Annotated in this window: 16 protein-coding genes and 1 other annotated feature; of the genes, 6 read left to right on the plus strand and 10 right to left on the minus strand. The window is 34.5% G+C overall.

The window, feature by feature from the left end; genetic code table 11:
- Positions 1–357 precede the first annotated feature (357 nt).
- The 4 genes from smpB to secG form a co-directional block, all read right to left on the minus strand.
- Positions 358–822 (minus strand): SsrA-binding protein SmpB, encoded by a 465-nt coding sequence (gene smpB, locus RWL86_RS07515; protein WP_314078483.1) that lies wholly within the window; start codon positions 820–822, stop codon positions 358–360.
- An 11-nt stretch (positions 823–833) separates the two neighbouring features.
- Positions 834–3161: a ribonuclease R gene (gene rnr, locus RWL86_RS07520; RefSeq protein ID WP_314078485.1), complete on the minus strand. Its 2328-nt coding sequence runs from the start codon at positions 3159–3161 to the stop codon at positions 834–836.
- A gap of 3 nt (positions 3162–3164) precedes the next feature.
- The gene (locus RWL86_RS07525) at positions 3165–3890 is read right to left on the minus strand and encodes an alpha/beta fold hydrolase (protein ID WP_314078488.1); all 726 of its coding nucleotides are present in this window, start codon (positions 3888–3890) and stop codon (positions 3165–3167) included.
- Between the two features lie 80 nt (positions 3891–3970).
- Positions 3971–4204, minus strand: a complete 234-nt coding sequence (gene secG / locus RWL86_RS07530) for a preprotein translocase subunit SecG (RefSeq protein WP_006703884.1) — start codon at positions 4202–4204, stop codon at positions 3971–3973.
- Positions 4205–4369: 165 nt separating this feature from the next.
- Here secG and RWL86_RS07535 point away from each other — a divergent pair, with 165 nt between their 5' ends.
- From RWL86_RS07535 to RWL86_RS07550, 4 genes are all read left to right on the plus strand, one after another.
- The gene (locus RWL86_RS07535; RefSeq protein WP_314078492.1) at positions 4370–5137 is read left to right on the plus strand and encodes a Cof-type HAD-IIB family hydrolase; all 768 of its coding nucleotides are present in this window, start codon (positions 4370–4372) and stop codon (positions 5135–5137) included.
- Positions 5138–5146: 9 nt separating this feature from the next.
- Positions 5147–5629: a glutathione peroxidase gene (locus RWL86_RS07540; protein WP_314078493.1), complete on the plus strand. Its 483-nt coding sequence runs from the start codon at positions 5147–5149 to the stop codon at positions 5627–5629.
- A gap of 1 nt (position 5630) precedes the next feature.
- The gene (locus RWL86_RS07545) at positions 5631–6056 is read left to right on the plus strand and encodes a pyridoxamine 5'-phosphate oxidase family protein (RefSeq protein ID WP_314078495.1); all 426 of its coding nucleotides are present in this window, start codon (positions 5631–5633) and stop codon (positions 6054–6056) included.
- Positions 6057–6151: 95 nt separating this feature from the next.
- Positions 6152–6727: a TlpA disulfide reductase family protein gene (locus tag RWL86_RS07550; protein ID WP_314078497.1), complete on the plus strand. Its 576-nt coding sequence runs from the start codon at positions 6152–6154 to the stop codon at positions 6725–6727.
- 125 nt (positions 6728–6852) lie between these two features.
- On the opposite strand, the gene dltC is transcribed toward RWL86_RS07550, so the two are convergent.
- From dltC to RWL86_RS07575, 5 genes are all read right to left on the minus strand, one after another.
- Positions 6853–7083, minus strand: coding sequence for a D-alanine--poly(phosphoribitol) ligase subunit DltC (gene dltC, locus RWL86_RS07555; RefSeq protein WP_314078500.1), 231 nt, complete (start codon positions 7081–7083; stop codon positions 6853–6855).
- Positions 7084–7096: 13 nt separating this feature from the next.
- Entirely contained in the window at positions 7097–8266 is a 1170-nt protein-coding gene (locus RWL86_RS07560; RefSeq protein ID WP_314078503.1) for an amidohydrolase, read from the minus strand.
- Positions 8267–8356: 90 nt separating this feature from the next.
- On the minus strand, positions 8357–9217 hold the full coding sequence (locus tag RWL86_RS07565; RefSeq protein ID WP_314078505.1) for a MetQ/NlpA family ABC transporter substrate-binding protein: 861 nt from the start codon (positions 9215–9217) through the stop codon (positions 8357–8359).
- Between the two features lie 222 nt (positions 9218–9439).
- The gene (locus RWL86_RS07570) at positions 9440–10117 is read right to left on the minus strand and encodes a methionine ABC transporter permease (protein WP_314078508.1); all 678 of its coding nucleotides are present in this window, start codon (positions 10115–10117) and stop codon (positions 9440–9442) included.
- 1 nt (position 10118) lies between these two features.
- Positions 10119–11165, minus strand: coding sequence for an ATP-binding cassette domain-containing protein (locus RWL86_RS07575; protein WP_314078510.1), 1047 nt, complete (start codon positions 11163–11165; stop codon positions 10119–10121).
- Between the two features lie 53 nt (positions 11166–11218).
- Positions 11219–11449: a binding site (T-box leader), on the minus strand.
- A gap of 139 nt (positions 11450–11588) precedes the next feature.
- On the opposite strand from RWL86_RS07575, the gene tehB reads away from it, so the two are divergent.
- Positions 11589–12449: an SAM-dependent methyltransferase TehB gene (gene tehB / locus RWL86_RS07580; RefSeq protein ID WP_314078512.1), complete on the plus strand. Its 861-nt coding sequence runs from the start codon at positions 11589–11591 to the stop codon at positions 12447–12449.
- 11 nt (positions 12450–12460) lie between these two features.
- Positions 12461–13066 (plus strand): protein adenylyltransferase Fic, encoded by a 606-nt coding sequence (fic, locus tag RWL86_RS07585; protein ID WP_314078515.1) that lies wholly within the window; start codon positions 12461–12463, stop codon positions 13064–13066.
- Positions 13067–13228: 162 nt separating this feature from the next.
- On the opposite strand, the gene RWL86_RS07590 is transcribed toward fic, so the two are convergent.
- A complete protein-coding gene (locus RWL86_RS07590) occupies positions 13229–14029 on the minus strand; it encodes a class I SAM-dependent methyltransferase (protein ID WP_314078516.1) in 801 nt (266 codons plus the stop codon).
- Positions 14030–14526: the final 497 nt, after the last annotated feature.

A 14526-nucleotide genomic window follows, 5' to 3' on the forward strand; every position in this document is an offset into this window, starting at 1 on the left:
AATTTTGTACATTTTTAAATTCCCGAAAGTGTGCATTCTTATAGTAGCATTTATAGCAGCCGAAACTCGGCTACTTTCACAAGGGAAAATCAAGACCCTAGGCTTGATTTTTTGGCATGAGACTCGTTTTAACGAGACTACTGCCGTCCTATGCTACTATTTTGGAAGTCACTATCCTAAACGTACCCTCATCCACTTACGTAAAACGGAGAAAGACTTCCTATAGTAGCATGCATAATAGTAGCCGAAATATCGGCTACTATTATTAGGAAATTTCGAGACCAAGGCTCGAAATTTAGCCAAGAGACCGGAGGTCTACTGGCGTCCTATGCTACTATCTCAGGAAGTCTTTCGTAGTCAACGATAGTTTTTTAACTCTCTCTGTACATCTCGTTTTATATCTTTTTGTTTTAACGCTTCACGCTTATCATAGTTTTTCTTACCTTTAGCAATTCCAATCAACAACTTGGCAACTCCATTTTTAATATAAACCTTCAATGGAACAACCGTATTCCCCGCCTGTCTTACCTCTTGCTCAAGCATCTGAATTTGCTTCTTATGCAATAACAACTTTCTCGTACGAAGCGAATCATGATTGAAAATATTCCCCTGCTCAAACGGACTAATGTGAACCCCTACTAAAAAGGCTTCCCCATTTTTAAAACTACAATAACCATCTTTCAAATTCATTCTAGCTTGACGAACCGATTTAATCTCCGTTCCCGTTAACACTAAACCTGCTTCAATCGTATCTAAAATCGTATAATCATGATTCGCCTTACGATTTTGCGCTAAAACTTTATTATCTGTTCCTTTTGGCATCCGAATTCTCCTTACGAATGTTTTTTTCTACGCTTTTGCTTTGCTTGTGCTTTAAAATGTTGTCTCCCTTTATTTTTAGAAGACTTCTTCGATTTTTTACTTCTGCTTTCTTTTTTTGCAGCTTTCTTAAGTGCTTCTTTTCCTTTAGAAGGACGTTTGTTTTGAGTAATCAAATCTGCATTATCAGCCTCTAAAATAAAATCAATTTCATGCGCTTCTACATCGACTTTAATTAATTTTACTTTAACACAATCTCCGATTCGATAAGTTACTCCTGTTCTCTCACCAATTAATACCATATGACTTTCAATAAAGTTAAAGTAATCTTGATTCATATGCGTAATATGCACTAAACCTTCTACGGTATTTGGCAATTCCACAAACATTCCGAACTTAGTAACGGAACTAACAATTCCTTCAAACTCTTGTCCAATCTTATCAGCCATAAATTCAGCTTTCTTCATCGCATCTACTTCACGTTCTGCTTGAACTGCTAAACGTTCCATTTTACTCGATTGATCCGCAATTCTTTCTAATTTAGAAGCATTTAATTCTTCTTGTTGCTTCGATAAAAAACTTCCACTTCCTTCATATTGACGAATCATACGGTGGACAATTAAGTCTGGATAACGACGAATCGGTGAAGTAAAGTGAGTATAATCTTCTGCAGCTAATCCATAATGCCCAGAAGGTGTAATATCATACTTAGCTTGTTTCATAGAACGTAGCATCATTGTCGATACAACTGCTTCATACGTTTCCCCTTTAACTTCATCCAAAGCTTTTTGCAATTTTTTCGGACTAATAGTGTCGCTCGTTCCTTTAATATTAATGCCAAATGCTGTGACAAATTCTAAGAAACGTTGCATTTTTTCTTGTTGTGGTTGTTCATGGACACGGTAAATAAATGGAACATTTTTTCGTTGATAATGCATCGCAACTGTTTCATTAGCTGCTAACATAAAGGATTCAATTAATCGTTCTGCAACTCCACGTTCACGAATTTGAATATCAATTGGTGCGCCTTGTTCATCCACAATAATTTTTGCTTCATGTGTTTCAAAATCAATCGCTCCACGTTCTTTTCTTCGTCTTTCTAAAATATGATGTAATTCTTTCATATCCAACAACATTTGCTGAATTTCATCTGGAATTTCAACTTCTTTTTTCTCATACAATTCATTCACTAAACTATACGTTAATCGCATATCTGAGCGAATGACACTTGGGAAAATCTCATATTGATAAATTGTTCCACTTCGGTCAATTTCCATGCGACAAGACATCGTTAGTCGTTCTTCATGTGGATGTAATGAACAAATTCCATTTGATAATCGTTGTGGTAACATTGGAACGACACGGTCTGTTAAATACACACTTGTTCCACGTTCAAATGCTTCCCTATCAATCGCTGAATTTTCCGTTACATAATACGATACATCTGCAATCGAAACAGTTAGTTCAAATGTTCCATCTTCACGTTTTGTAAGTGCAACAGCATCATCTAAGTCTTTGGCATCTGCCCCATCAATTGTCACCGTTAATTGTTCACGTAAATCTTTACGTCCTTGTCGATCTTCATCTGTGATGACTTCAGGAACAAGATTTGCCTGGTCAATCACTTCTTGTGGAAATTCTATTGGAATATGTAATTGTTGCAAAATCATTAAAATATCCATTCCAACGGCATCTTTATACCCAATCTCTTTGACAACAATTCCTTCTAATGAAGAACGATTTTTTTCATTCGTGTATTTTGTTAATTCTACAATGACTACAGTACCATCTACTGGATGCAATCCATTTGGACGGATTAAGCAACGAGTACCTGCTAATTTTTTATCTTTAACGACTACTTCACCGCAATAACCTGTATCTTCTGCAGTTTCTGAACTGAAGCGAGTATAAATTCCTACCACTTGAGTCGTATTACGTTGAATAATTTGGACAATTTTCCCTGTTGCAGATCGTTGACGATAGCTATCAGCGGGTTCAGTAATCACTAGTTCTACTTCATCCCCATCCATCGCACTCATTGTATCTCCTCGAGGGATGAATATATCTGGTTCCCCTTCGACTACTGTGACAAATCCAAATCCTTTGTCATTTGCACGATACGTTCCTTTTAATGTTTGATTCAAAGGATTCAATCCAAACTTTCCATTTCGATTTAATTCTAAAATGCCTTCTTCTTCTAAAGCGGCTAATTCTTTGACTAATATTTTAAAATCTTGAGATTGATTCATCCCAAAATGTTCACTAATTTCTTTTACATAAAAACTTTCTGGTGCATATTCCTCAAAAAAGGACACCAAAACTGTTCTCAATGATTCTCTCATTTCTTACCTCCATTCTTGTTGGTTTAAAAATTCTAATACAGATTCTTGAAACTCTGCTTTTTCTTTCCCGACTGTAATGACATGCCCTGATTGTTCAAACCAATGAAAATCAACAGCTGCATTCACTAATGCTTCTTTCATCTCTATCGATACTTCTGGATCGACTAATCTGTCTAATTCCCCTTGCGCAATATAAAAAGGACCTGTCACCTGTTCTAATTTCTCTGCCACTTTAGCGGAAAAATGATGTAAATCTAATAATTGTTGTTTTGCTTTTTTCCCTACTGAAAACATTTCCTCTTCACACATCCCGGAATGAGTAGCAAAAGCCATAAAACTTTTCAACAAATCAGGTAATTGCGCATTTCTTTTTGAAACAGGAGAACAAAATGTCCCCGCAATTTCTACTAATTGATTAGTTGATAGTGCTGCTGCCATAATACCTCCCATCGATAATCCTAGCGCAGCAATCGTTGAATACCCTTGACTTCGAACAAATTGTACCGCTTGTTTTGCATCTTCATACCATTTTTCTGGTGTTTCTTTTAAAATTTCACATGCATTTGAATGTTCATGTCCACTAAATACTGGTACATAAACTGCATAATCATGACGATGTAAAAAGGAAGCTAACATTCTCAGATCCGTTGGTTTCCCAGTATATGCATGAAATAATATAACCGCCCGTTTATTTGTTTCCTCTAACCAAATTGCTTCCAAGTTGTTCACTCCTACCTTTAATGAATATATTTATAATAGAAAAACACAATGTCTTAGAGATACTCCTTCAACATTGTGCTTAATCATTTTTATTTTGATGAAATGTACGCTAAGGCTACTGCTAAAATCATAAAGATTGCTCCTAATCCAACAGTTACTCGAATTAAGAATGCTTCAAATCCACGTGCTTTCGTTTTCCCAAATAATTGCTCAGCACCGCCTGATAATGAATTTGCTGCATTTGTTTTCGATGGTTGCATAGCTACAATAATAATTAGTAAAACACTAATAATAATCATCAATGTTAAAATTGTTTGATACAAAGGATCTTCCTCCTCTATTAATATTCTTTCCAATTCTACCATAAAAATAGCGTAATTACTACCAATTGCCCTTAATTTCTTTAGTGTAAGATGATTTTTAAGCATCAAACACCTATTCCATCCAGAATCGTGATATAATGAACGTAATATAAAAAGGAGGTTTTTATGAAAGGTTTAGTATTTTTTGACTTGGATGGAACTCTCTTAAATAAAAAAGGCAAAGTCGACCTTGAAGTCATAGAAGCGATTCAACAATTAAAAGAAAATGGGTATGAACCACTTCTAGCAACAGGAAGATCTCCTATCGAAGTTTCGGAAGTCATTCGCTCTACGAATATTCATTCTGGAGTTTTTATGAATGGACAAATCGTTATTTTCAAAGGTGAAATATTAATCCATCATGAAATTCCAAAAGAAACAATTGAAAGACTTCTACAATTTGCAAAAGCAAATCGTCATGGAATTACATGTTATAATATTGATGCCTTTAAAATGATTGAATCAGTCCCATTTGCTCATGAAGCCTATGGATATATCCACACACCAACACCAGATGTTGTTCCCGATTTTTATAAAGAACAAGCTGTTAATATGCTGCTCTTACTTTCAAGAGATAATAATGATGAAGCTTATCAACAAGCATTTCCAGAATTAAGATTTATCCGAAATTTTCCTTATGCGTTGGATGTTATTACCGCTGGAAATTCTAAAGCAACAGGCATTCGAGCCTTAATCCACACCTTAAATACGAATTCTATCACGACATACGCTTTTGGAGATGGTGCCAACGATTTAGAAATGTTCCAAGAAGTTAATTATGCTATCGCCATGGAAAATGCTATTCCACTTTTAAAAGAAAATGCAAACTATGTCAGTGCAGACAACGATAAAGGTGGCATTATTCAAGGGTTAAAACATTATCATTTAATATAGGAGGAAGCCATGTCAATTTATGAAATAGAAGTTCCTACATTAGATGGAACAAGTACATTAGAAGCCTATAAAGGGCAAGTATTACTCATTGTCAATACCGCTAGTGGATGTGGATTAGCTTCACAGTTTGCCCAATTACAAAGCTTATACGAAACATATCACGAACAAGGATTTAGCGTTTTAGGATTCCCTTGTAATCAGTTTGGCAATCAAGAGCCATTAAGTGCACAGGAAGCTGCTTCTAGTTGTCAATTTAATTATCAAGTCACTTTCCCAATGTTTGGAAAAGTACTCGTTAATGGTCCAGAAACTCATCCATTATTTCAATTATTAAAAGAAGAAACCCAAGGACTATTAGGTAGTTCCATTAAATGGAATTTTACAAAATTCCTTGTAGATGCATCCGGAGAAGTTATCGCCAGATTTGCCCCAACTACTTCTCCATTATCCATTGAAAAACAAATAAAACAATTATTAAATAAGGAGTGTTAATATGAATACAGAAGAAATTTTAAGTATTTTAGAGGACTTGGAAGTAGCCATTTTTGCTACAGTGGATAAAGAAGGAAAACCTCATTCTCGTCCAATCCATATCGGTGTTGCCAATGAACACGGGGTATTCTTTATGACCAGCCCAGAAACTCATTTCTACAAACAATTACAAGAAAATCCAAATGTCGCAATTGCTGCATTTTCACACGATGACTACTTAATTCAAGTCATTCGTATCGAAGGAAAAGTTCGTGAAATCGGAAAAGAAGGATTAGAAGAATTATTAGCCGGAAATCCATTTGTTAAAAATGTGTATCCAGATGATTCACAACGTGCTGGAGTACAAGTATTCCAATTATATGAAGGAAAAGGCTTCTACCATAGCTTAACTCAAGGTCATAAATATACATTTAGCATTCAAGGCTAATTATCATGACAAAAGGAATCTTCGTTTGAAGATTCCTTTTTTTCTTTTCAAGAATGTGATACAATGAACGTATCGTTTTAAAGGAGAGATGTTTTATGAAAAATTCTAAAAAAATACTATCTTGTTCTATCTTATTCGGAAGTATGCTCGTACTTGCTGCAGGTTGCCAATCCCCTTCAACATCAAGTACAACTACAAGTACTGCTACAACTACAGCAACTACGACAACCGCAAAAGAAAAGAGAACTACTGATTTAATCGGAGAAACCATGCCAAACGTTACGATTATCACTGCTGATTCAAAAGAAAAAACTTCCGCTGACTTCAAAGGTAAGAAAACTGTTTATGTCGCATGGGCAAGTTGGTGCCCAGATTGCCAACAAGAATTACCAATTCTCAATGAATTAAGAAAAGAGTATCAAGATACTATTGAGTTCGTTCCAGTAAACCTACTTGTTAAAGGAGAAACTCCTGAAAAAGGACATGCTTACTTAAAAGATAATCAATTAGAATTCAATTACTACTCTGATAAAGATAAAAACTTCCAAAAAGCTTTAGAAATCCATTCAATTCCTACAATGATTTTTGTAGATCAAGATGGAAAAATCAAAAACGTGATTGATGATGTAAAAGATAAGGCGACGATTGATGAAGCGTTGAAAGGATTATAGAAATATAACATTTATTACAAAAAACTCCTTATTTAGATTTAAGCGCCCCAGAAAGTTAGATTTTTTATCTCTAATTTTTTATGAGGTAGTAGAGCTTTCCATCTAAATAAGGAGTTTTTAACATTTTATCTATTATGTTTTTTCACATACTCAATAATCTTATTCGGTGTATCAATCTCTTCATAAGTCACTTCCGTAGGAGCAACTTCAAGTCCAAATTCTTCTAATCGAACAAGTAATTCTACAAACGCTAATGAATCCATAAGACCTTCTTCTTTTAAATTAATGTCTTTATCTTCATAGACCACTTCATCTTCGCAAATTTCTTCCAAAATACTTAAAATTCTCTCTTCCATATTATTCTCCGTTCTAATTTTCTAATCGACTTAAAATATAACTTACTTCTAGTTCTACTCCAATCGGCAAGACTGCTTCATCAATATCAAATTTTTCATGATGATGTCCATATGCCGTTTCTTCTCCAGATTGACTACCTAATAACCCATAAACTCCTGGTTTATCAACTAAGTAATCTGCAAAATCATCTGCTCCCATCGACATTTCATAGGATGTGATAATGTTATAGATAGAATCTACCGATTGAGCAACTGTTTGGAATTTCTCTGCTAATTCTGGTGTATTAATAACTGGGGCAGCTGCATCATACCAGTCCAACTCTGCCTCACAACGGTGAGTCGCAGCAATCCCTTTGGCAATACGTGTCACTGCCTCTTTTAAGTGCGCTCTTGTTTCATGACTAAAGGCACGAATCGTACCTTCTAATAAAGCATCATTTGCTACAATATTATAACGTGTTCCTGCATGTAGTTTTCCAACTCCTACTACTGCTCTATCTCCTGGATCTACTTCACGGCTGACAATCGTTTGTAGTGCTACAACAATTTCACTTGCTGTCACTAACGCATCCTGACCTAAATGTGGGCGACCAACGTGCGCACTTTTACCTGTTACTTTAATTTTGAAAATGTCACAAGAAGCATTTACAGGCCCACCTTGTACCGCAAATGTTCCTACTGGTAATCCGGAATTTACATGAATGGCAAAACTTTCATCAATTGTATCAATTTTCCCAGAAGCTACGAATTGTTTTGCACCTGCTCCAATTTCTTCAGCTGGTTGGAATGCAATATACACTGTTCCTTCAAATGTATCTTTTAATTCATTTAATACTTTAGCAGTTCCTAAACCCATTGCAGTGTGAGCATCATGACCACATGCATGATTTAATCCTTCATTTTTTGAAGAATAAGGTTTATTCGTGCTATCTGGTAATTCTAATGCATCAATATCTGCACGAAGTAAAATCGTTTTCCCTTCTCCTTTTTTTCCTTTAATAATAGCTAGTGTTCCAGTATCTGCAATTTTTTCAAATGGAATATTTAATTTCGTTAATTCTTCTTGAATTTTTTCAGCTGTTTTATATTCTTTCAAGCTGGATTCTGGATTTTCATGAAAATGTCTTCTTAATGTTACTAACTCTTCAGTTAAAGCTTGTGCTTTCTCTTTAATTTGACTCATTAAACTTCCTTCTTTCTATTGTAATAAAGAGGCATGACGAGCATGCCTCTTTGGAGATGAATGATGATTAAAATGATTGATTGTTAGAAATTATTTTAAAGAAGCTTTTTCCCAAACTGGTACTGCTGCACCTTTTGTAACTTCTTCGATTTTCTTAGCTGTTTCTGGTGATTGGTAGTATTTTACAACTGTTTTATAAACTTCGTTGTTTTCGTTACCTTCTTTAGTAGCAATGACATTGTAGTATGGTTGTGAAGAATCTGTGATTTCTTCGATAAAGATTGAATCTTTAGTTGGTTGGAATCCTGCTTCAACTGCGAAACCATTGTTGATTAATGAAGCTGCTACATCGTCTAAAGCACGTGCTGTTTGTCCAGCTGGTAATTCTTTAATGTCAATTTTCTTAGGATTTTCTACGATATCATCTTTAGTCGCTAATGTGTTACTTGGATCTTTTAATTTGATAACTCCAGCTGCATGTAGTAAGCGTAATGCACGAGAGTTATTAGAAGTATCTTCTGGAATTGCGATAGTATCTCCATCTTTTAACTCACTAACATTTTTAATTTTTTTAGAGTACACACCCATTGGAGCAATTACTGTATATCCAATTGGTTTAATGTGAGTGTTTTGTTCTTTATTGAAACGTTCTAAGTAAATAATTGTTTGGAATGAGTTTAAGTCAACATCTCCATTTTCTAATGCTTGGTTTGGTTGAACATAGTCTGTAAATTCTACTAATTCAACATTGATATTTTCTTTTTCTTTTAAGCGTTTAATAACGTCATTCCATACATCTTGATTTCCTGCGTTAACCCCTAATTTAACTGTTTTTGCTTCTTTTTTAGCATCTGCTGCTTGATTTGAGTTTGAAGACGTTTGAGCTCCTTGACCACATGCTGCTAATGTTAATCCTGCTAATGCTGTTACAAATAATTTTTTAATATTCATCTATAAATTCCTCTTTTCTTTGTGTTTAATCTGTTTAAATATCCTTTTTATTGTGAGTTCGTCGCTCCAGTGATTCATTTCAAAGCGTTCAATCTCGTATCCTTTTTAGTTGAACTCGATTTCGCTGAAACGACGTCCACTTCACGCCACCCCCACGCAACTACGTTGCTTTGTGTGCGTCGCTCCAGTGATTCGTTTCAAAACGCTCAATCTCGTATCCTTTTATTTCGTTGCTCTTTTTTCTAGGAAGTCACCGACTGCTTGGCTGATAAATACGATAATCAACATAATAATCGTTGCAACTACGATAACATCCCCTTGGAATCGATTGTATCCTCTTGAAATAGCTAAGTTCCCGATTCCGCCAGCTCCAAACGCTCCAGCCATTGTTGTTAAACCAATTAAGCTGATAATTGTTAGAGAAGATGCACGAATTAAACTTGGCAATCCTTCTTTTAAATACACTCGGAAAATAATTTCCAATGGTGTACATCCCATGGCGATTGAAGCTTCAATCACACCTTTATCCACTTCTAACAAAGCTAATTGTACTTGTCGTGAGAAGAATGGAACAGTCGCAATGACTAGTGGTACAATCGCCCCAGGAATTCCAATGGTTGTCCCAACAATGAATCTTGTTAATGGGATTAATAACATCGCTAATATGATAAATGGAATCGAACGGAATAAGTTCACCACTTTATCTAAAGTAGCATACAAAATTTTATTTTCTAAAATATTGCCTTCACGAGTAACGACTAAAACAACTCCTAAAGCAATCCCTAATACTCCGGCAATTAACCCTGTAAGTCCGACCATGATTAAAGTATCAATGGTACTTTTAATAATTTCTTGAGTTACACGAGCATCAATATTTGGAAATAATTGGTGTAAGTTCATCTTATTCAACCTCCTTTGGTTCATCTAGAATTTCTGTTTGAACACCTGATTGGTGAATATACTCGATTGCTTGTTGAATTTTTTCTTTTTCACCAGATAAACCTACTAGTAAAGTTCCAACTGCTGTTTCTTGAATAACTTCCACATTGGCAAATAAAATATTCGCTGCTACTTGGAATTGAGTCGATAATTTCGTAATCAGTGGTTCTCCAGTTGAAGCACCCACAAATGAAATTTTCGCAAGAACATCTCCTGGATTTAAGTTTAGTAAATGCTCATGTTGTAGAACTGTTTCAATTCCTTTATTAATATGTGTTGCTGTATCGATGAAATCTTTTGTTAATGGTTTTTGTGGATTCGTAAAGATTTCTAATACTGATCCTTGTTCAATAATTAAACCTTGTTCCATTACGGCAACTTTATTACAAATCTCTTTTACAACTTGCATTTCGTGAGTGATAATCACGATTGTAATGCCTAACTGTTCGTTTACTTTTTTCAAAAGTTCTAGAATAGATTCGGTTGTTTTAGGGTCTAATGCACTTGTTGCTTCGTCACATAGTAGTACGTCTGGATCATTTGCTAGCGCTCTAGCAATCGCAACCCTTTGTTTTTGTCCCCCAGATAATTGTCTTGGGTAACTTGTAATTTTATCTTCCAGTCCTACTAAGTGTAGAAGTGACTCAACTTTTTCCTTAATTTCCGCTTTAGATAATCCTGAGCGTTTTAATGGAAAAGCTACATTATCAAATACCGATAAAGTATTCATCAAATTGAAATGTTGGAAAATCATTCCGATTTTTTTACGAGCATCTCTTAATTGAGCTTCTTTTAAACTCGTTAACTCCACTCCTGAAACAGTTACTGTTCCATTTGTTGGACGTTGTAATAAATTGATGGTACGTACTAATGTACTTTTCCCAGCACCACTATAACCGATAATTCCATAAATATCGCCATCTTCAATCGTAATATTTACTTGCTTTACAGCTTCAACAGTTTTGCCAGATTGCTGAAATGTCACATCAATATTTTTTAATTCAATCATTTGTTTCTCCTTTCAAGCAAATAAAAAGCCCGCTCTTTGGTCTTACTCACCAACCAAAGGACGAGTTCTCTCGTGTTACCACCTTAATTCACAGAATTCTCACAAATTCTATCTCAATCAGTTATCTTTAACTGAAAAGCTATATCGGGCTTTCCCGTAATCGTTTAATGATTCAACGATTAGCACTCAAAGGCCATCTTCAAAGTTTCAACTATTATCTCTTTTCACCAAACCGAGACTCTCTAAAATAGATTCACTTTTACTCTTCTTGTCACAGTGCGTTATTTCTATGAAACTAGAATACCAACAAAGTTTGTTACAGTCAATTTCTAGATTACTATCACTTGTTATAAATTTTACCTATATCCTTTTTCTTGCATATCTTACTCCTTTTTTCTACAATAATGATACGAGGTGATATACATGAACAATTTAATTTCTTATAAAAAAATGCCACTATGGACAGTTGACACTTTGCCTGAACCCTTTAAAAAAATGCATAATACAAAGGTTGGAACTTGGGCGCAACTGCATATTTTAAAAGGAGAAATCACGTTTGAATTTTTAAACGAAGATGGCAGCGTTAGTGATACTGTACTGCTAAATACGACTACTCCTATTCCACTAGTTGAACCACAACAGTGGCATCGAATTGCAGGAACAAGTGACGATATCGAATGTTATTTAGAATTTTTCTGTAAAAAAGAAGATTATTTTGCAAAAAAATATGGCTATACAAAGACTCACTCTGAAGTTTTAGCTGCTCAACCACTTATTCCAAAGGGTCGTGTACTTGACTTAGGAAGCGGAGAAGGTCGTAATAGTTTATACCTTGCTTCATTAGGGTATGATGTTACTTCACTTGACTGGAATGTTCCAAGTTTACAAAAATTACAAGATGTTGCTTCTCAGGAAGGACTTTCTCTGGAAGTTGAACCGTACGACATTGAAAGTGCCGATATTCCTGGTGGACAATATGATTGGATTATCTCGACTGTTGTCCTGATGTTTTTACATGAAGAAGTAATTCCAGATGTTATTGAAAATATGCAATCACACACAGCTTCTGGTGGGTATAATTTAATTGTTGCTGCTATGTCTACTGAAGATGCACCTTGTCCTGTGAATTTTCCATTTACATTCAAAAAAGGCGAATTACTAGAATATTATACCGGTTGGGAAATTTTAAAATATAATGAAGACTTCGGTGAACTCCACAAAACAGACGAAAACGGCAATCGTCTTCGCTTTAGATTTGCGACATTATTAGCGAAGAAAGGGTAAGAAAAGAAGCTATGGTTTTAGAAAACAAACTTCATTTGACCGATTCTGTAGAACTTGCCAGAGTTGAAGAAAAGATTAGTAAGAAAAAAGCGATTGAATTATTTAAAAATCCTATACTGGATCAATACGAAGTCGGTTCTTACAAAATGCTTTCAGCCATTCACGCTTATTTATTCGAAGATATCTATGATTTTGCTGGAAAATTACGAACAGTCAATATAGCAAAAGGACATTTTCGATTTGCGTCTGTCATGTATTTAGAGGAAGCTTTAAAAAATATTGAGAAAATGACTCAATCAACCTTTGATGAAATAATTGAAAAATATATTGAGATGAATATCGCTCATCCATTTCGCGAAGGTAACGGTAGAAGTGCTAGAATTTGGTTAGATTTACTATTAAAGAAAGAATTACAACAAGTCATTGATTGGAGCAAGGTAGATAAGGAAGATTATTTACTTGCTATGGAAAGAAGCCCTATTAAAGATGTCGAAATTAAGCATCTATTAAAACAAGCTTTAACGAATGATATTCATAATCGAGTTCTTTATATGAAAGGAATTGATTATAGTTATTATTACGAAGGATATACAATCTATAAAGCTGAAGAACTCTAATTTTTTTAAAACGTTATTTTATAGTAGTAAACGGACGCCAGCAGACCTACGGTCTCATGGCTAAAAATTGAGCCTAAGGTCTCAATTTTTCCTTACATAAAAGCCACAGCAGAACTGTGGCTTTTATGTTTTTTACTACTATAAAAATATGTTTAAATAATTCTATCTATGAATTCGTATCTTAATTAAGATGGCGGCTTTTTGGATAAACGGAATAAACGATACGATACGATGTACTACTTTCCATCGGTTTGGATATTGTGCCATTGTATAATCTAAACTCAATAATTCTGCATGTTTACCAAACAAATCATACAATTCTTCTTTAGAAGAAAGTCCCCAATACATTTTAACCCCTTGTTCTCTAAATTCTTTTTGTTTATTTTTAGTAGCAATCATATGATGTTGTAATGTATCGAAATAACATTCATATTGATGAAATTCTCTCTCTAATTTTGTCGCTAATTCCTTTATATCATTTGAATTAAAATACATTAGCACGCCTTCAATAATGAATAAGTAATCTCCTTTTGGATATTGTTCTTTAACAATTTGAATCCATTTATCATCTAATATCGATCCAGCAATCATCTGTGAAGTAGCTGTTTCTTCAAAAAACTCTTGTCTTAATGTAATAACATCTAAAAAGTCTACACTGAAAAATGGAATATCTTCTGCTCCAATTCTTCCTTGCCTATCATCTAAACCACAGCCTAATTGAACGATGACTGGATGTTCATGTGTCTGTATAAAATTTTTACAGCAATCATCAAAATATTTCGTTCTTAAACAAACACCTATTTGATCAAAAAAAGAAATATTTACCATTGCTGGAACTTGCTTCATCATTTCTTCGGCTTTTTGATCCATAAACAATCGATTCTTTTGTTCTCCTTCTAACGCTTTTGCTTGAAGTGTCATCAGCATCGTTTTAGAGACTTTATTTTCAAATAATTCTCCCATTATATCAACTCCTTATTTTTAGGTTTGCCTAAACTTTGTTTTATTCTACTCTTTTCTTTTTCCCTTTTCAATACCTTTATCACACAAAAAGAGGCTGGGCAAAAAATCTCAAAAATAGAATAAAGAATCCTTGATTCATATTATTTCGTGAATTATTAAATCAAGTGTAACAAACGCTAACTTATTTGACAACCACAAGTGATAATGTCTCAAGTAATGTTGAAATTTAGGTTTGTAACGCACCTACGAATCGTAGTCTGACAGGCTGAAAGTCACATAAAAAAAGCTCTCCTAAACAGGAGAGCTGCCAGCAAGTCGCCAAACTTGCCATAACTGAATTGATTTCTACCGACTAGCCGCCAAGCTAATCATATCTGTATCTGTATATTACAATTATTTTTTATTATTGTCAATATAATTACTCAAATATTGAATTTTTCCTTCTAAGAAACACAAACATTTGTGACACGAACCAGTGTCAATACAACTTGTGGGAC

Origin of the sequence: uncultured Granulicatella sp. (assembly GCF_963515095.1) — a bacterium.
Classification (GTDB): Bacteria; Bacillota; Bacilli; order Lactobacillales; family Aerococcaceae; genus Granulicatella.